Source organism: Paenibacillus sp. 01T424 (assembly GCF_056398745.1).
Map to the genome: position 1 here is coordinate 100,510 of NZ_JBFTPZ010000020.1, position 18,010 is coordinate 118,519.

The following is an 18,010-nucleotide window of genomic DNA, read 5'->3' on the forward strand; positions in this document are numbered from 1 at the left end:
CGATTAGTTTTTCGCCTGAGTATTTTACAATAAAAACATTTTTTTCAACTCTACATAGTACTCTTATAAATAAAAAAATAACCACTCATTATTAAAATAAGTGGTTTTAATGTTTGAATAAAAAAATAAGTGCGTTATAGCTAACAACCTTTCGTAATTAAGAATAATTCGTTATAATAGAAATAGTCTACAACGATGTGATAACGGAGGAATTTGTTATGATTGGAGAACGCATTCAACTGCTGCGCAAGAGAAATGGCCTATCCCTTACAGAGTTATCCCAACGGGCGGGCGTCGCTAAATCTTATTTAAGCTCCATTGAACGAGGGCTCCAGCAAAATCCTTCGATTCAATTCCTCGAAAAGGTAGGCGCCGTATTGAATGTGACGGTTGAAGATTTTTTAAATACCGATGAAAAAAATGATCGCAAACCCGACAATTTAGACAACGAGTGGGCTGATTTAGTAAGAGAAGCTATGGCTTCCGGTGTGAGCAAAGATCAATTTAAAGAGTTTTTAGAATTTAATAAATGGAAAATTAAGCGCGAATAGCGCTTTTTCCACTTTTATACAGCCGTTACTTGCACATCATTATCCTTACTTTCTTCAAGACAAAGCAATACTTTCCTTACTTCGTCCTTGCTGAATCCCAAAGAACGTGCTTTCATGATTAATGTTACCCATTCCATATCCAATTCCTGAATATCTTCTGCTTTAGCTAGTACCATCTTCCCATGTCCCCCATTCATTTCAGGACGGTTGCACCACTGACTCCATGCGTTTAAGGTGCCCAGATACTAAACGCATTTCAACGTCTCCCATGCTTGTCATTCGTTTATAGATGTATTATAAATCACCACAAGTGCGCATACTGTCGCTTCATGTCTCACAAAAATGATAGATAATTACATTTTTTGTCGAATTTATTTAAGTAATGTTAAACGGAACGAGAAATAGGTAAGAGCTATCAACAGACATAGAAAACAGACCTAATTGTATTTAATTATTACTCAGCTTTTAATTATGATGTTAATTCTTTAATGGAATCTCTAGTGGTCTCTTCCTCATAACCATTTGGATTCAAATATTGCCAGCGCCATGAGTCAGCGCACATCTCCTCTATCCCAAGTGTCGCAACCCAATTCAACTCCGCGTTTGCAAGCATCGTATTTGCATAACAAATGGCAATATCTCCTGGTCTACGATCTGTAAATGAATATGGAATACTTCGTCCCGATACCTTCTCGAATGCATTAATCATCTCTAATACACTATACCCGCGCCCAGTTCCGAGATTAAATATATCCACACCTGATTTGTTCATGATTTTTTCCAGTGCACATAGATGTCCTCTCGCAAGATCCACGACATGAATATAATCCCTTACGCCTGTGCCGTCTATGGTTGGATAGTCATCTCCAAAAATATTAACTTTTTTAAGCCTGCCTACAGCTACCTGAGATATGTATGGCATAAGGTTATTAGGAATACCATTAGGATTCTCGCCAATTCTTCCACTTTTATGTGCACCAATTGGGTTAAAGTATCGTAAAATTGAAATCCCCCATTGCTCGTTAGACTCCGCTAAATCCTGTAAAATTTGTTCTAGCATGAGCTTTGTTCTTCCGTAAGGATTCGTTGCTCCAAGCGAAGAACTTTCTTCAATCGGCACATGTTCCGGTCGACCATATACCGTTGCAGAGGAGCTGAATACAAGCTTATGAACACCATACTTCTTCATAACCTCACACAGGATTAAAGTGCTAGTAATATTAGTGTGATAATAAGACAGTGGCAATTGCACAGATTCACCTACTGCCTTCAATCCTGCAAAGTGAATTACTGCATCAATTGTATGTCTGGTGAAAACACCTTCAAGTCCGATTTGATCCATTAGATCCATTTGATAAAATGTAAAGGCTTTGTTTGTAATTTCTGCAACTCTGTTTAATGAGATGTAGCTGCTATTTGACAAATTATCAACAATAACTACCTCATACCCTGCTTCAAGAAGTTCCACACATGTATGACTTCCAATATAACCTGCTCCACCCGTAATTAAGATAGCCATTTCATTGACCCCTCTCAGCCTTCATTATAAGAAAAGTATTTATTCTTTATTAAGAACACTATATGGAATAAAATCCCTGCATCTTGAAAAACTACAGGGATATATTTTCTTCTTTCACTTACGCTATACAGTACTTCCCAAATCCGAGATATCATCTAGCCAGATATATGGCGCAGTACCTGTCACGGTTACTCCTCTAAATACAGATTTCGTAATAATTGCAGATTTATTTTGTCTCAACCAATTAAAGTTGATTTTACTATTATCAAAAAATGAATGAGAAATGACTGCTTTTTTGTTATTATCTGCTTTTCCAACTACAGCATTAATAAAAGTAGTTCCTGTTACAAGCGAATTTCCATCCATGACGAGTCCAAGATTTTGAAACAATCCATTTCTTAGTGTATTCTGTCTCATATATTTAGTATCACTTGAACCTAGCTGAATATCAGTACTACCTAAAAGAGGAGTCTTTGCACGAATAAATTCACTATTGCTGATATGGCAACCCTCAAACCTTGCAGAGCCTTCAATAAGAGTTAAGCCCTCTACAACTATTGGACGTCCTGCATAATCTTGCGGAACTAATATAGATACATCATAATTTTTCACTGTTACATCCTTGATAACAGCTCCGGCTGCTAATAAATTAAAGTTCGGAGTTAACGAATTATCAGAACGCCAATCTCGTTCAACGGTTATATTGGATAGATAACATCTGCCATAATTATATCTACCCAAGTTAAATCCCGTAACACCCGCATCCTTAAAAATGACTGGCACTCCACCTTGCGATTCAGATACCTGAAACCCTAGTGAAGTAACATTTACGGTATAATACAGCTTATCTGTACTTATGCCTGTCGGAATCTTACCGGACCATTGCTCAAACGATACTTGTGCTCCGTTACCCATAAGATGAGGTGATTTAAATGTGAATGTGCCTTTAGCAACATCAACAGCAGGTGATCCAAAATAACCATACACGCTTGAACCATATACTAAGCCGTTTTTAACCTGACAATTTTGAACAACTGCTCCCCTTACATCCAGCAGTCTTAAATTTCCGTTTCGAATAACAGCTCCGTTAACAAAGTTATCTCCCTGTACCCATAACTCACACCCATCAAATGAATTATTAATGTATTTGACATTTGCGAAATTCGGATTTGAGCTAACACCTCCAATATTAACGCCTTCAAAGGTATTTCCCTCTATCAAGAGATTTGTACCATCGGCATTAACTAGATGTCCACGTGCATTATTATAAATATAATTATCTTGTATAAATATGCGATAATTAAGCTCAAACCCATTAGGACGATCTGCTGTTTTATACGGAATATTGGTTTCACTGTACATTGATTCGATATCGATTCCGAACATGGGCGGTGTACCGTTTCTAAAATTAGTTGTTACACCATCGTCATCATAGCCAATATGATGAATCTTATTTCTGTAAATATGAGTATCATTTGAAGCACAGATAGAAATTCCTTGTCTTCTGCAATGATGGATATGACAGTCATGAATAAGAACATTTTGACCCATCTGTTCCTGCGTATATAAGGTAGGATCAAGCTGATATTTCTCATAACCCGTTAAAATTCCATCGCCGGTACAATTTGAAATCTCCATATTGCTTATTTCTATATTATTGGATCCAAACGATCCGATCCCGTACCCGCTTTCATGCGTATAAAATGAATTATCAACCTTAGCCCGAATATCCGCAATTTGACTATCTGTTAGAGGAGCTGTAATGGGTATCGCAAAAATCATTTTATTATTTTTACTTAAATCCTTATCCTCATTAAGAAACCAGCCTCTTCCTCCTGAGCTGGCCGGTGCAAAAACACCGTTCGTTCGTGAGCCAGTAAGTGTTGTTTTAGATACGGTATCTTTATATTGATAGAATTGATAGCCTGTAGCATTTACACCCGCAATGCTCCATAGTCTAAAGCTTGCAAGAAGCCCGGGGTTTGCGTAACGGTCAATCACCTCGCTGCGAATCCAGTTGGGGTCATTGTTTAGCGTTCCGTCAGCGTTTATACCTCCCCTAACAAACTTTACAAAAATCTCATATACGTGGTTTTTCTTATCGCCTACTAGTTTACCACCTGATATCTTTGCATTATTAATTCCTCTCATTTCGACAATCGTATAACTTGGAGATGAATTCCCCTCCAGCATTATTACACAGCCTTGCTCAAGCTCTAAATGAATACCGCTCAACATGTTAATAGCTACGAGAGTACTTGGATCCATTCTTACAATATAATTTCCACTTGGTAGAATGACATGTACAAATCCTTGCGATTTAGCCCAACTAATAGCATCATTTATTCCTTTAGTAGTCTCAGCTGCATTTATGCCTAAGTTGCTAATAGCAAAACGGTCTAGTTCTATTCGGTAAGAGCCTTGTTGACTCATAGAACTCACCTTCCTTTTACACTATCTTATGTAGCTTATCCGTAAAAGGTTACTTATTTCCACCAGCTTCTATACCATGACGTCGCTTTTCTGCCCTTCTGAATATTGCACTTATGTTTGGTAGTTTGATTAATAGATTTTTAAAAATACCGAGTAAATATTTGAATTGCTCCGTTCTATGGAATACGATAATATAAATCCCATTTACTAGAATGAGGCAGATTATGCCTTTAAGCAGTAGCCATAGTACGTTGGATGTCGGAAGAAAATAATTGATTCCACCAACAATGATACATGCAACAATTCCAATAGCAGTGTAGAGCATGTAACTCATAAAATAGTGCACTACAGGCTGACGAAATACCTTACGATAAACAAGCAATGGCGTATACCAAAAAGGAACCGCTAATCCGCTAACTAATGTTCCAATGAATATACCGGCAATACCTAAATATTGTACAAGGATCAGTGATAAACCAAGATTGACCGCAGCCTGGAATAAAGGAGCAAATCGGTCCTCATGAAAAATACCGGCTGTCGTTTTCACTGCGCTTAAAGAGTTCCGCATGCCTCTTTCATAAAAGGATAGAACCAATATCAGCAGTACTACATTCGTCATTTTATACTCTTCGCCTATCCAAATGTCGATCAGCGGCTCAATTAATAAATATAAACCAATTGATAAGAGTGAATATAACCAAAAGTTAAGAAGATATGTAACCTTGAATATTCGATAAACAGCATCGGGACTTTCTTTCGCAACCAAATTACCCAAACTGTGATACATATTGGCAAATATCTGATTAAGGAATGTTCGACAAATATCAATAAGCATTTTGTAATTTGAATACAGACCTACCGCTGCGATACTGACAAAAGAAGAGATAAGAATACTGTCTACTCCAAAAATAAAGTAATTCCCGACATTTTGAAGAATGATCGCTTTCATATTTTTAATGAAATTGGCTTTCGTTTCGGGATCCAGCTTGCTCTTTACCTTTTCCTTTAAGTATGGATATAATTTATCTACAATTAAGACCAGAATAATGGATGTTATAATGGAAAGAGCGCTCTCTACTGCAAGATATAAAATATAGTTCTCCGTGTAGTATAAAATTGCTATTTTCATGCAGGTAGAGATAATCGCTGAAATTGAAAATACAGCTGTTACGATGTAGTTTTTCTGATTTACATTAAGAAAAGAGTGTTTGTAAACAAACAAATAGGGAGCAGCTGTATTGATAAGAAAAAGTATATATATCAAATTGAGGTTTTCAACACTCGTTTCTTTGATGAAGAGATCCAAGAAAGGCATAACCCCTAAACCGAGAACTAGTACTACTCCTGCTATGACCAGATATGCTTTTTTGTATAACTCCATTAAGGCTAATATTTTGGGCCTATCATTATCGGCAACAGGTTTATAGAGATTATATATAATACTTGAGCCGATTCCAGCCTCTGCCAATGTAAGCATGGCAAGAATACTAGTAAACAACCCATTAATCCCTAGGTATTCCATGCCTAAGCTGTTAATGAAAACCGTCCTGGATATAAAACTCAAAACCGTTATAATGAGCTGGTTACCTAGYCCGACTGAAATATTCAATAATGAACTTTTTACCCTCATGCGAAGCTCCTATCTGACAAATCCCATTGTTACTGTTCTCATTGCTCTTCAGTCTATATTACTCTCTTGTTATAATTTACAATTCGAATACAGAAACCTTGAGTAAAAGGCAAGATATTAAATAACATAGAGTACACTCCAATATCCTTTGTGTCCCCTTGTGAGAAATCAACTGCACCGTTTCTTCTTGTTACCTTCATTAAGTATTGGATTGCTCTCTCTGCTCCTGCTGAGCATTCTTCAGAAAGTTCTTCAATCTGAGATGCCTGAAGCAAAAACCAGCCTAATGTTGCTGTAGTAGATGAATCTGCTCTTGTTTCATTCCGTGTTACCGTCCAGTTCCAATTTCCTTCTGGCCTTTGAAAAACAAGAATGGCCCGCGCGAATTTTTTTACAAACCGTTCTAGTTTCGCCTTTGAATCATGTGCTTCCGGTAATTCACTCCAAGCATCACAAAGACCAATTGCTAGCCACCCTAGCCCGCGTCCCCAGCCAAATAAACCGAGTGGTAGTGCATTTCCCATGTGGTATGCATGACTTGGTATGAAATGATCGTCAAGCATACCGTACCTTTCATATTGCTCCAACTGCTTGACTGCTAACTGTACACATTCCTGTTTGTTGTACCTTATTCCATAGGTAACCAGAAACGGACAGATAAAACCTATCGTATCGACATATCGATAATTTTTCATAAATTTCCGATATTGAACCGTTCCATCTTCTCCGATATGTGACTGTATAAGCTCCCAAGTACTGTCAAAAGCCGGTTTGAATTTTTGGGTGTCTATACCTTCTAGCTTCATAACTCCGTAAGCAAGAATGGCAGAGTCGATGTAGGAAGGAAGTTCCCTCCATTGACCATTCTCGTCGAATTTTGTCTTAAGAAATTGTTTGATATTTGTTTCAAGCTCTTTATCTGTACCATTCTTCAAGCACTCGGATAATCCTAATAACAAAGATGCTTCCTGCCAATGCTGAATAACACTCTTAGAATAATTACCTTTCAGCATGTCGATTGCTACCAGTCTAACATTATCAGTTACTTTAATTTTTGGTGTATGATTAAGCCAATTAACGCCAATATGCGTAATGGATTGATTCCATTCTTGTTTATTTCTATATCTACCGATATGTATTCTGCTCAGCCAATCCCTGCTAATTGGCATAATATCAATAAATATTATAATACCGATTAGCCCCAATAAAATAACAGCTAGAATCTCTAGCATCTTATTCGCTCCTTCACAAACAATTATATCAACGCATATAGCTTTTCAATTTCCAGCTCTGTTCCGAAATTTTCCTTTGAAAGCTGGTTTGAGAAGAATTGTCTTAGACTTTCATTTTCTATCAGCTGCTGAATCCCTTCAGATAGCGATTCTGAATTCATGTCAACAATTAATCCATTTTGGTTATGTACAATTTGATCTTTTGCTGTACTGAAATTAGTAACAATAATTGGTTTATGCAAAATCTTTGCTTCGTCAATAGCTATGGATTTCCCCTCAAACCGTGATGGTTGAACGTAAATATCTGCCTCTTTGATATAAGGATATGGATTTTCTTTAATCCCTACTAAATGGAAGTGGTCAGTGAGCTGATGCATATCTATCAGTTGCTCCAACTTACCCCGTTCTTCCCCTTCCCCTATTACATACCAGTTTACGTTATACCCTTTAGCCACTAAAATCCTACATGCATCTATTGCCATTTCAAAACCTTTCTGGTAATTCAATCGTCCGATTGAAACTATAGAAATTCCTTTGTTCAGATTTAATTCGGTCATTTCCTCTGACATTTCATGAATCAGTGTAGGCGATACGATGTTATGAACGACTCTAATTTTTTCTATAAACTGTGGAAAGCGTTGTATCAATACTTCTCCACATCCTTCCGAGACCGTGACTAGATGATCTAATTGCTCAAAGTATGGGGCATCTAAAGACGGATCCATCCGCAGCTTGTCGTAATCATTATGAATAAATCCAATTTTTTTTGCTGCGTTTGCTTTCTCAATACTGAAATAAATAGGATCCTTCTCAAGAAAACCTATTGCAGCATCATACCTTTTATGGAGCACCGGCAGCGCTTTAGATAAATATTTCCAAACTCTTTGCTCAAGTTTTGCTGGATTCTTTTCTGTATAAAAAATGTATCCTGCTTTCAATCTTGCTAACGCTAACCCTATTTTTCCGTTCTTCAAACAATCAATGACTGCCAGTTTCATAGACATATCAAAATATTGGTACTGAACAGGCTCTTCTAACAATTTCACAGAGCTTGGAATCTTATTTAAAAATATTCCTTCGTGCTTGAACAAATAGAGATCCACATCAAATCTCGAATAATCGATTGTTTGTAATAACGAGAGAAGCGACTTCTCGGCACCGCCGCAATTTAAATTATTCATTACAAATAGAATTTTAATTTTCAAGGCATATCCACCTATTCGAGAATTTTATACAATTTATGAATTTCATCTTCCGTCCCTAAATGAAGACTCGATAAATATTTTGTCATCCTTGTACGAGTCTCTTGATCCTCTATCAACTTAGAAATCCCAACTGCTATGGCATCGACATCCAAATCAACGATTAATCCCTCAACGCCATCTTTAATTTGGTCCTTAGCTGTACTGAAATTAGTTATGACGATAGGTTTATTCAATATTTTCGCCTCATCGATTGCAATTGCTTTTCCTTCAAACCATGAGGTTTGTACATATATATCCGCCTGTTTAATATAAGGGTATGGGTTTACCTTCAGACCAAGCAGTTTAATATTTTTATCCAATCCTTCACTTGTAATAAGGGCGGATAGTTTTTCCCTTTCTTCACCTTCGCCGATTATATTCCACTGGAATTTATAACCCTTGTCCAATAGAATTCTGCAGGCTTTAATCGACAACTCAAATCCTTTCTGAGCATGCAAACGACCAATAGATAAAATAACTAGCTCATCACTCTTACGATCATAAACATCCTTCTCAACCAAATCAGCGAGCTGATTAATGATCTTCGGAGAGACAATATTATGAATAACTTCAATTTTTGAATGTTGATCGGGAAATCTTTGTTTTAAAATATGGCCGCATTCTTCAGAAACGGTTACAATATGATCCATCTTTGCGAAATACCCCTGATCAAAATAAGGATTCATCCCCAGCTTGTCGTAATCATTATGGACCCATCCTATCTTTTTGGCGGCATTAACCTTCTCCGCACAAAAATAAATAGAGGTTTTTTCTAAAAACCCAATAGCTACATCATATTTCTTCTCTACTAAATCAATGGAACGAGCAATATACTTCCATCCTTCTTGCTCGTTAATACTAACGCTTTTAGACATCCTACTTTTGTAACTGAACATGAATCGACTATAGGCCAGCTTTGCATTTCTCCTAACCAAAAACTGGGATACCGAAGGGAAAAGAGGCTTAATAAAACGATAATAACTTTCAGACATCGGCAGAATGTGAACATTCTCAGGCACTAAATCCATAAATATGCCTTTATGACTAAACAAAAATAAATCGACGTTATATTGATTGAAGTCAATTTGAGTAATTAAATTAATTAAGCTTCGTTCCGCACCACCAGCTGAAAGACTTGGAATGACAAACAATATATTTTTTTTCATACCCACCTCATGTTAGACCACATAAATAATCCACCGCTTTATAAGACATTTTCTGAATGTTTGGAATTACCTGCTTGAGCTTCTGTATCAGCTCTGCCTCTTCTTGGACCATTTCATCGAATTTCTCAATTAATAGGACACTATTTGATAATTCTTCGATACCAAGCACCAGCTTTTCTTCGCCAAAAATATCTCTTGCTATTCCTTTGGACTTCACACTGTATCCAAGTACCATCGTCGGAACGTAGTTGGAGTAAGCAGCAATAGTAGCATGTGTACGTGCACCAACAAAAAATCTCATTCTAGCGATATAACCYTTATATTGAATCGCTGTTAAATGATCCGGCAAAAGAATAATTCTACCTGTATGCTTGTAAGTTTCATAATAGCCTTTTAACACCTCATAATCATTGTTCCCATTTATAATAACGTGCGGAGTTAAGGCAATCGTCATATCCGTTTTACTCAATATATGCCGTATCAGCTCGTCGATCGCAGCCTGCGATTGTTTATTCCGTTTCCATACCAACGGACTAAAATTAATTCCAACTGTGTTTCCTTCCTGCCACCCTTTTGGCAAATCCAACTCTTCTTTTTCCATAGTGAATGCAGGATCTGCACAAAGCTTTACGTTCTTAAGGCCTTTACCGATAAGCATATTGTAGGTCAATGACTCACGAGATAAGATTAGATCAAAGAGCTTTAAATCCTCCAGCTTTCTTTCCGACATATCTTCTTCTCCGATCGAACATCCCCACAATACAAGTTTTTTCCCTTGTTGTTTTACTCTCCTGTCAATTTCATACCATCCTGGCTGCTCTCCATAGCAATAATTGTCTCCACCTATAGACATGCAAACATCCATATTTTCAATATTTTTTATAATATTGTTATGGATTTTCCCGAGCGCATAAGATTCATCCTGATAAAGTTTTACCTTTAGTGAAGATAGGAACCAATCATACGAGTATTTTTTTATTTCAAGTTTAGAACCATCATAAATACCATCCAACTTGGCTATAATTTGATCGGTTTCCGGATTATTAGATGCTAGATACACCTTAGCGTCCTTTATCCTCTCCTTTAAAATAGCTGTTGAAGATCGTACGATAGCTTCACATCCTCGATTAAGACTGCCATCATGAGCAAACATCATTATCTTCATATTGTTATCCCCCTTACTTTTCTATTTCGGTATCTGCTGTACGCCGTTATCAAATAAATGCCTAGCAATGACTTTTGATCAATAAGATACAATAATGCTTTTTGATATTTCCCTAATTCTTCGCTCATTTCTTTGGAGTAGATCGGCAAAGCTTCCCTGACATCATGGTGCAATATCATCCTTTTAACATAATGTGTCTTGTCTTTAAATGGCATATTCGCCGAGGGTTCAAGATAAATATGTATGTAGGCCAATACGCTATGGATTAGTTTAATGGCTTTAAATTGTTGAATATTTACTTCACTAATTAAATTCGAATAACATAAAGGAAGCTCAGATTTATATACCTCAATAGCACGCTGAAAATAATCCTTTTTGGATACATTTCTAGTTGCACTCTCTTTTGTCTCACGATAATGGTATCCGGTGTAATCAATATATTTCAGTTTCTTTGCATGACTAAAGAAAAAAATATTAAACATTCCGTCCTCTCCAAGAGCAACGTTGGCAGGGAAAACAATTTCATGCTCCTGAATGAGAAATTTTCGATAAATTTTGTTGCATGCTGTATTTAATTGATCACTCTTCAAGAAGAAGGGTAATATTTGTTTTTGAATCTCGCCCTCGGTTAGGACAACTTCACTAGGGAAAGGATACCTCGTAATAATATAATGACCATCAAGCTCACTTTCATAGTTTGAAATTACAACATCACAATCCCCTGATACTGCTGCTGCATAGAGAATCTGATACATTTCCGGCTCAACATCATCGTCTGCATCAACAAAACCAACATACTCCCCTACTGCAGCAGCTAGCCCTTCATTCCTAGCAATGCTGACACCCTTATTATCCTGATTAATAAGAATAATCTGTCGATTATGTTTCTGATACTCTTCAATGATTTCCTTGCTATTATCCGTAGAGCCATCATTTACAAAAATAAGCTCATAATCTTGTATAGTCTGGTTTAAAAGAGACTCCATGCAGCGTTTAATATAAGGCTCAGCATTATAGACTGGAATGATCACACTTAGCTTTATACTCACCTCGCGATACTCCTCTCTTTCGGTTGAAACAAGCTATAAAGCTTATCAAGCTCATGACGATTTCCATAGTCGACTTCTGCACATTTCTTTGACAAGCGCTCCCTGAGCTCTTGATCTCGATAAAGTCTTAGTATTCCATTCGCAATCCCATCGACGGATAATTCGGAAATAACTCCATCAACCTCATGGCTTACTTGGCTGTTTGCAGTAGCGTAATTCGTTATGATGATTGGTTTTCCCAATATCTTTGCTTCCGTAACTGTGACTGCTTTCCCTTCGTATCTGGAAGGCTGAACATATATGTCGCAAGCTTCGATAAAAGGATATGGATTTATTTGCTTACCTAGCAGAATAAAACGATCTTCCAGTTTATATTCCGCTATCAAGTTTTGAATAATCACTTCATCTCCGCCGTAGCCAACAATATACCAAACAATATCATCATATCCTTGGTCGGTAAGAAGCTTGAAGGCTTTTACTGCATTATCAATTCCTTTGGCGTGAGACAATCTGCCTACTGTGAGAAGCTTAAATCGTTTATCCGAAATCATTGGATTACTTGGCAGTCTCTCTAATGCCATGCTTCTGATGAATTCAGGCGACATGATATTCTCGATAACTATCGTTTTATTTTTTAAAGTAGGGTACTTCTCTAAAAATGAATCTCTGCACGCATCGGAAACTGCGATAATGTGGTCAAATTTATTCCACATTTTCAAATCCATATTGCTTATGGTATGGACAGTAGAAAAATCAGTATGTATCCATGCAAATTTTCTGTTGGCTTTAACTTTTTCTGCTACAAAATAGTGCGGCCATAAATAGCTAATCGCTATATCATATTCAGGTGTCAGCTTAGGAAGAAACGGCAGGGCATACTTCCACATTAGCTGTTGCTGAATATATCCCGATTCGGGTATTCCCTTTAAACTTCCAATTATGCGCGCATGAATTTTTGATAGGAGGCGAGCAATTCCTAAATGCAGCTGTTTCGATTTCAATAGGCTTCCAATACCTTTTCGGAAAGAAGCATATTGCGGAATCTCTTCAAGAAGATTTGCTCTATCATTTAGAAGCGACATAAAATCTCCTTTATGCCGATACAGCATCAACTCGACATTAAAATAGTCATATTGAAACTCATCCAGCATACCGGCAAGGCTTCGTTCTACCCCCCCAACCTCCATATCATAGGAAGCAATTAGCACGTTTTTCATCGTTATCCCCTAACTTAAAAAATCACATTTTATACGTTGTAGATTTTTTTTTAGTTTTCCTCCATATCCACAAAAAAGGACGAAGAGGAAAGTACAAGAAATGAAGTTTCTTTGGAAGAGGTAACGTCTCGACGTCTTCCGGATAAGGAAATAGAAAACTTGCAATAAACTGTATTTTTTGCGGAATTGTCAGTAAGGCAAAAAGATATCGTTCATGATAGCTTCTAATTTCTTCTGGAACCGGCGGGGAATGTAGATTAACCAGCCGATTAATATAAAACATAGCATCCTCCGCGAGCCAATATGCCTTCCTTCCTGCAAGAAGCGGCTTCATTTCATCGCGAAGAGGAGAAGATAATAAACGTGCTGCGAGTAATATTGCCTGCCCACCAATATGGGAATAGTTATGCTTGGAAAGCAGCCGGTTCAACTTTGGCCAATCAAGCTTCTGATTAACTAGCTGTTTAATATCCAACAGCCAGCGAAGTCTAGACCAACCATGACGAGCACCATGAGAAACAAGAAACATAAATAGGTCTTCTCTTCCTAAATAATAAATCGGACGGCTAATTAAAGCGCTTTTTCGCTTACGGCTCCATAGATCATTAAAACTTGGCTCCTTAGAAGGAGCTGGGTTCAATCTCCAGTGCAATTCTACCTTTATACCTTTTTCGGGATGCACGAAAGTAGTATGATGATGTCTCCATTTCCAATCATTTAGCACCGAAACAATATATTCATCCTTCTCATACCCAAGGAACACCAGAAGTGYTTCCGCCTGATCAAGTTCTTTGAGGGGTATAAGGAGATCGAGGTCACAAGAGGTACGCAGCGATACGTCTCCATATAAATCAGCAGCAATAACCGGCCCCTTTAAAAACAGCGAACGTAGGCCACGTTCAGAAAATTCCTTTGCGAGTTGTTCCATCTCTCCACTGAGCGTAAGCATCTGCAAGGTATTCCGATAATAGTCACGCTGAAACATTTGGGTAACAAACACCGGGATTTCTGCTGATTTCAGTTGCTGAAGCTTGCGATTGATAGTTGGAAACACCCGATGATGCCTTACAAGCTCGATAAACCGGTCCCAATCCGCATTTTGCAGCAGCTCCTGATAATCGAAGGACTGATCCGCTTCATCGTCTGACGAAAGAAAAGCGAGCATTAATCGTAATTCGTCAGACAGTTCTTCATTATGGAGAGTAACGTTGTTATTCATGAATATCTCCTTCTAACTGATTAGCCAATAACGAACAATAACTTAAATATTGTTCTATAAAACGAACATAGATACAGATTATCACCTAGCCTAATATCTGTCAATAAACATTCCATACATTCACTATTCTTTTAGAAAATAACGACTTAATCTGCTAGAATGGAAGAGTTAAATGTTTGGACTTAACAAATAGGGAGGTTGAAAGCTCGTGCAAAATATTATCGTGTATGGTGCTGGCGGTCATGCAAAAGCCGTAATCGATACAATTGAGAGAGAAGGTCTGTATCAAATTGTTGGCTTACTGGATGGATTCAAGCCAGTTGGTTCAATTGTTTACGGTTATGAAGTTTTAGGAGATGAAAACTGGCTAGCAGCAAACCTTGATATCATAAGCTGTGGTTTCGTTGCTATTGGAGATAGTTGGCTGCGTTCTACTATTGCAAAAAACATCTCACATATTCATCCTCAATTTAAATTTATTAAAGCTATTCACCCGGCTGCCTCTATTGCAAGAGGCGTTAAGATTGGAGATGGAACAATCGTTATGGCTGGCTGCGTTGTTAATAGCGATACAACAATAGGAGAACATTGCGTATTATATTCTCAATCGTCGGTAGACCATGATTCAACTCTCGGCAACTGCGTGACCTTAGCCCCTAAAGCAGGTACTGGTGGAAATGTAAACATTGGCGATTACTCCGTCATTTCTTTAGGTGCAAATATTGTGCATAGTATTACGATCGGTGAGCATACCGTTATTGGAGCCGGGTCGACCGTATTGACCGATATCCCCTCCTATAAGGTCGCATACGGAACGCCTGCCAAATCGATTCGATCAAGAGAAACTGGTGAACGTTATCTTTAATTATTTGTTTAAGCCGATTGAATGCTCTTTTCCTCCGCTCTATCGAAAACATCATTCATGCAATCAATTACTCTTACTTGATCAATTAGTGTCATGCTCGAACCGGAGGGCAAACAAATACCACGCATAAATAACTGTTCACAAATAGATTCATCGCCTGCGTGAGCATAAAATCGGCAGTTTTCAAACAGCGGTTGCAAATGCAGAGGTTTCCATAGCGGACGCGCTTCTATATTAGCTGCTGTAAGTGCATACAGAAGCTCAGAAATTGTCGTGTTTGTCTCCATTTCATCCAGTACTAAAGTAGTAAGCCAGCGATTGGATTTGGTATTCATTAATTCAGGCATAAAGCTGATGCCGCTACGGTCCGAGAATGCACCCACATAGTTCTCGAATACCGTTCTTCTCGCTGCTACTCGATCATCCAGTACCTCTAATTGAGCTCTGCCTACACCTGCCAATAAATTACTCATTCGATAGTTAAAACCCATGCTGCTATGTTGATAATGTGCGGCAGTATCCCTTGCTTGCGTAGCTAGAAAACGAGCCTTTTTTAAAAGCTCCACATCGTCTGATACGAGCATGCCGCCGCCCGATGTCGTTATAATTTTATTTCCATTAAATGAATAGATGCCAAACTTTCCAAAGGAGCCGCTTTGCTTGCCTTTATATGTGGAGCCTAGCGATTCCGCAGCGTCCTCAATTAGAGGAACTTCATACTGTTCACATAATGAAATAATCTCATCCATCTTTGATACTTGACCGTATAAGTGAACAACAATAACTGCTTTCGGCAGCTTACCTTTACGATTTGCATCTTTAAATGCATATTCCAACGCTACTGGTGACATGTTCCAAGTATCTGGCTCAGAATCAATGAATATGGGCTCAGCTCCGCAATAACGAATCGGATTAGCACTTGCGACAAACGTGAAACTTGAACAAAATACAAAGTCTCCTGCACCTACTCCAAGTAGTTGTAATGATAGATGTATTGCCGCCGTGCCTGAACTCACTGCTACCGCGTCTGCAGTACCTGCGTAAGCTGCTATCTGCTTCTCAAAAGCATCAATATTGGGGCCAAGTGGAGCAATCCAATTCGACTCAAATGCATCGTCGATATAACTTTTCTCCTTACCACTCATATGAGGAGGGGATAAATAAATCTTTTTCAATTCATTCGCTGACACGTTGCCACACATCCTTTTTTAGTATTTCAAAATAAAAAACCACCTCTCGAGTGTATAAAGCTTGAGAAATGGTTTTATCCTTCACTATTTGTTGTCGTTCCTTGAAAAACAGGCATGGTCACATAATTACCATTTGATACACCTTCAGATTTAATAACCTTCTTAACTGTAAGCAGCAGTATCTTTAAGTCTAATTTTAAACTTTGGTTTTCCACATACCACACATCATACTCAAATCTCTCTTCCCACGAGACCGCATTTCTACCATGAATTTGAGCCCAGCCTGTAATTCCAGGCCTGACAAGATGGCGCTTAGCTTGCTTTTCGTTATATAGAGGCAAGTACTCCATAAGCAGCGGACGCGGCCCAATCAAGCTCAAATCTCCTTTGATTACATTAATAAGCTGCAGAAGCTCGTCAAGACTAAACTTGCGCATAAAAACCCCAAAAGCCGTCAGCCTTAAATGATCAGGCAACAGCTGGCCTAAACTGTCTTTCTCCGATGTCATTGTTCGAAATTTATATACTAAAAAAGGAACGCCATGCAGACCTGGACGCTGCTGCTTGAATAAAATTGGTGAACCAAGCTTAAATCGTACCAACACCGCAGTTATAGCAATAATAGGCGATAAAGCAATTAATAAAAGACAAGAAATAATTAAATCAAACAATCGTTTTGGCATATGTATGGACTCCTGTATTTCATTCTAAATACTCGTTACCGCGATGATAGCAGCTGTCTCATTTTTGAAATCATTTTTGGGCCAACAAATCGGCTCACAATTCTTTTAACTTCTCCTCTCATACGAACATGAGCAGGAAGCCATGATTGTGCAAAGTGATGGATGGTATGACTGTCATTTGTTATGTAATTCCCACCGTTAATATAATCATACGGGCTAAAGTATGTACGCGGATAAAAGGTAACGCCGTTGCTCAACACCTGATACTCACCATTTAACTTCAAATCATGCTTTCTGCAAATTTCAGAAATGACTGCTGTATTGGTAGTCAAATCTAACGAACCATCTGGAAGCAAAAAGCTTCGACTATCGTAATTTTTCAGCAACTCATGAATCCAAATATGTCCTTTCTCAGCACCCATCGTACCGGATTGTAGAAATTTCTCATCTTCGAATCCAGAGAAGGCCTCGTGATACAGAAAAGTATTTAAGGGTTTTATAACTTCCACATCCGTATCCAAGTAAATGCCGCCGTACTTATGAAGAGCATACAGGCGAACATAGTCACTTACAAAAGCATATTTTTTTGCCTCGTAAGCTTCCTTTACATATCGATTAGTAGAAATATCAAAATTGTCTTCATTCCATTCCATCACTTGATAATCAGCTAAATGTTTCTGCCAGCTTCTCATGCACTTTACAATCTTCTTTGGTTTCTCTCCTCGCCCGAACCAGCAATAATGGACAATTCGTGGTATCTTAATTCTTTCGTTCATTTAATTCCCTCCTAAAGCGGCCATTTCAAATAGTCACTTTTGTAAACCAAATCCAGCGCAATAACACATTC

At 38.0% G+C, this 18,010-nt stretch carries 16 protein-coding genes and 1 riboswitch; of the genes, 2 read left to right on the top strand and 14 right to left on the bottom strand.

The genetic code is table 11. The features are described from left to right. Nucleotides 1-218 precede the first annotated feature (218 nt). Nucleotides 219-551, top strand: coding sequence for a helix-turn-helix domain-containing protein (locus AC1DPK_RS16770; RefSeq protein ID WP_477511037.1), 333 nt, complete (start codon nt 219-221; stop codon nt 549-551). Nucleotides 552-565: 14 nt separating this feature from the next. Here the strand turns inward: AC1DPK_RS16770 and AC1DPK_RS16775 are convergent, their stop codons facing one another. From AC1DPK_RS16775 to AC1DPK_RS16825, 11 genes are all read right to left on the bottom strand, one after another. Beyond that, complete coding sequence (locus tag AC1DPK_RS16775) at nt 566-727, bottom strand: anti-repressor SinI family protein (protein ID WP_144376746.1); 162 nt, start codon at nt 725-727, stop codon at nt 566-568. A 16-nt stretch (nt 728-743) separates the two neighbouring features. Further along, nucleotides 744-827, bottom strand: a riboswitch (cyclic di-GMP riboswitch). A gap of 193 nt (nt 828-1,020) precedes the next feature. Beyond that, nucleotides 1,021-2,070, bottom strand: a complete 1,050-nt coding sequence (gene galE, locus AC1DPK_RS16780; protein ID WP_477511038.1) for a UDP-glucose 4-epimerase GalE — start codon at nt 2,068-2,070, stop codon at nt 1,021-1,023. A 123-nt stretch (nt 2,071-2,193) separates the two neighbouring features. Continuing rightward, the gene (locus AC1DPK_RS16785; protein WP_477511039.1) at nt 2,194-4,503 is read right to left on the bottom strand and encodes a right-handed parallel beta-helix repeat-containing protein; all 2,310 of its coding nucleotides are present in this window, start codon (nt 4,501-4,503) and stop codon (nt 2,194-2,196) included. Between the two features lie 49 nt (nt 4,504-4,552). Continuing rightward, nucleotides 4,553-6,133, bottom strand: coding sequence for a lipopolysaccharide biosynthesis protein (locus AC1DPK_RS16790; protein ID WP_477511040.1), 1,581 nt, complete (start codon nt 6,131-6,133; stop codon nt 4,553-4,555). A 53-nt stretch (nt 6,134-6,186) separates the two neighbouring features. Further along, the gene (locus AC1DPK_RS16795) at nt 6,187-7,365 is read right to left on the bottom strand and encodes a glycoside hydrolase family 88 protein (RefSeq protein WP_477511041.1); all 1,179 of its coding nucleotides are present in this window, start codon (nt 7,363-7,365) and stop codon (nt 6,187-6,189) included. Between the two features lie 23 nt (nt 7,366-7,388). After that, complete coding sequence (locus AC1DPK_RS16800; RefSeq protein WP_477511042.1) at nt 7,389-8,570, bottom strand: glycosyltransferase; 1,182 nt, start codon at nt 8,568-8,570, stop codon at nt 7,389-7,391. An 11-nt stretch (nt 8,571-8,581) separates the two neighbouring features. Then, nucleotides 8,582-9,775 carry a glycosyltransferase gene (locus AC1DPK_RS16805; RefSeq protein ID WP_477511043.1) on the bottom strand — a complete coding sequence of 398 codons (1,194 nt, stop codon included), beginning with the start codon at nt 9,773-9,775 and terminating at the stop codon, nt 8,582-8,584. Nucleotides 9,776-9,782: 7 nt separating this feature from the next. Further along, on the bottom strand, nt 9,783-10,940 hold the full coding sequence (locus AC1DPK_RS16810; RefSeq protein WP_477511044.1) for a polysaccharide pyruvyl transferase family protein: 1,158 nt from the start codon (nt 10,938-10,940) through the stop codon (nt 9,783-9,785). After that, the gene (locus AC1DPK_RS16815) at nt 10,937-11,989 is read right to left on the bottom strand and encodes a glycosyltransferase (protein WP_477511045.1); all 1,053 of its coding nucleotides are present in this window, start codon (nt 11,987-11,989) and stop codon (nt 10,937-10,939) included. The genes AC1DPK_RS16810 and AC1DPK_RS16815 overlap by 4 nt, the downstream gene beginning before the upstream one ends. Further along, a complete protein-coding gene (locus AC1DPK_RS16820; protein WP_477511046.1) occupies nt 11,986-13,206 on the bottom strand; it encodes a glycosyltransferase in 1,221 nt (406 codons plus the stop codon). Before AC1DPK_RS16820 ends, AC1DPK_RS16815 begins: the two co-directional genes overlap by 4 nt. A gap of 22 nt (nt 13,207-13,228) precedes the next feature. After that, entirely contained in the window at nt 13,229-14,425 is a 1,197-nt protein-coding gene (locus tag AC1DPK_RS16825) for a nucleotidyltransferase domain-containing protein (protein ID WP_477511047.1), read from the bottom strand. 208 nt (nt 14,426-14,633) lie between these two features. Here AC1DPK_RS16825 and AC1DPK_RS16830 point away from each other — a divergent pair, with 208 nt between their 5' ends. Further along, nucleotides 14,634-15,290 carry an acetyltransferase gene (locus tag AC1DPK_RS16830; RefSeq protein WP_477511048.1) on the top strand — a complete coding sequence of 219 codons (657 nt, stop codon included), beginning with the start codon at nt 14,634-14,636 and terminating at the stop codon, nt 15,288-15,290. Between the two features lie 8 nt (nt 15,291-15,298). Here the strand turns inward: AC1DPK_RS16830 and AC1DPK_RS16835 are convergent, their stop codons facing one another. The 3 genes from AC1DPK_RS16835 to AC1DPK_RS16845 form a co-directional block, all read right to left on the bottom strand. Further along, nucleotides 15,299-16,435 (bottom strand): aminotransferase class I/II-fold pyridoxal phosphate-dependent enzyme, encoded by a 1,137-nt coding sequence (locus AC1DPK_RS16835; protein ID WP_477511057.1) that lies wholly within the window; start codon nt 16,433-16,435, stop codon nt 15,299-15,301. Nucleotides 16,436-16,554: 119 nt separating this feature from the next. After that, nucleotides 16,555-17,163, bottom strand: coding sequence for a sugar transferase (locus AC1DPK_RS16840; protein ID WP_477511049.1), 609 nt, complete (start codon nt 17,161-17,163; stop codon nt 16,555-16,557). A 35-nt stretch (nt 17,164-17,198) separates the two neighbouring features. Then, on the bottom strand, nt 17,199-17,939 hold the full coding sequence (locus AC1DPK_RS16845) for a glycosyltransferase family 32 protein (RefSeq protein WP_477511050.1): 741 nt from the start codon (nt 17,937-17,939) through the stop codon (nt 17,199-17,201). Nucleotides 17,940-18,010 lie beyond the last annotated feature (71 nt).

What these genes read in the sequence shown, in the direction of transcription:
- galE (WP_477511038.1), bottom strand. Translation starts at nt 2,070, where the DNA reads ATGGCTATCTTAATTACGGGTGGAGCAGGTTATATTGGAAGTCATACA.
- AC1DPK_RS16770 (WP_477511037.1), top strand. Translation starts at nt 219, where the DNA reads ATGATTGGAGAACGCATTCAACTGCTGCGCAAGAGAAATGGCCTATCC.
- AC1DPK_RS16795 (WP_477511041.1), bottom strand. Translation starts at nt 7,365, where the DNA reads ATGCTAGAGATTCTAGCTGTTATTTTATTGGGGCTAATCGGTATTATA.
- AC1DPK_RS16835 (WP_477511057.1), bottom strand. Translation starts at nt 16,435, where the DNA reads ATGAGTGGTAAGGAGAAAAGTTATATCGACGATGCATTTGAGTCGAAT.
- AC1DPK_RS16805 (WP_477511043.1), bottom strand. Translation starts at nt 9,775, where the DNA reads ATGAAAAAAAATATATTGTTTGTCATTCCAAGTCTTTCAGCTGGTGGT.
- AC1DPK_RS16845 (WP_477511050.1), bottom strand. Translation starts at nt 17,939, where the DNA reads ATGAACGAAAGAATTAAGATACCACGAATTGTCCATTATTGCTGGTTC.
- AC1DPK_RS16785 (WP_477511039.1), bottom strand. Translation starts at nt 4,503, where the DNA reads ATGAGTCAACAAGGCTCTTACCGAATAGAACTAGACCGTTTTGCTATT.
- AC1DPK_RS16840 (WP_477511049.1), bottom strand. Translation starts at nt 17,163, where the DNA reads ATGCCAAAACGATTGTTTGATTTAATTATTTCTTGTCTTTTATTAATT.
- AC1DPK_RS16775 (WP_144376746.1), bottom strand. Translation starts at nt 727, where the DNA reads ATGGTACTAGCTAAAGCAGAAGATATTCAGGAATTGGATATGGAATGG.
- AC1DPK_RS16820 (WP_477511046.1), bottom strand. Translation starts at nt 13,206, where the DNA reads ATGAAAAACGTGCTAATTGCTTCCTATGATATGGAGGTTGGGGGGGTA.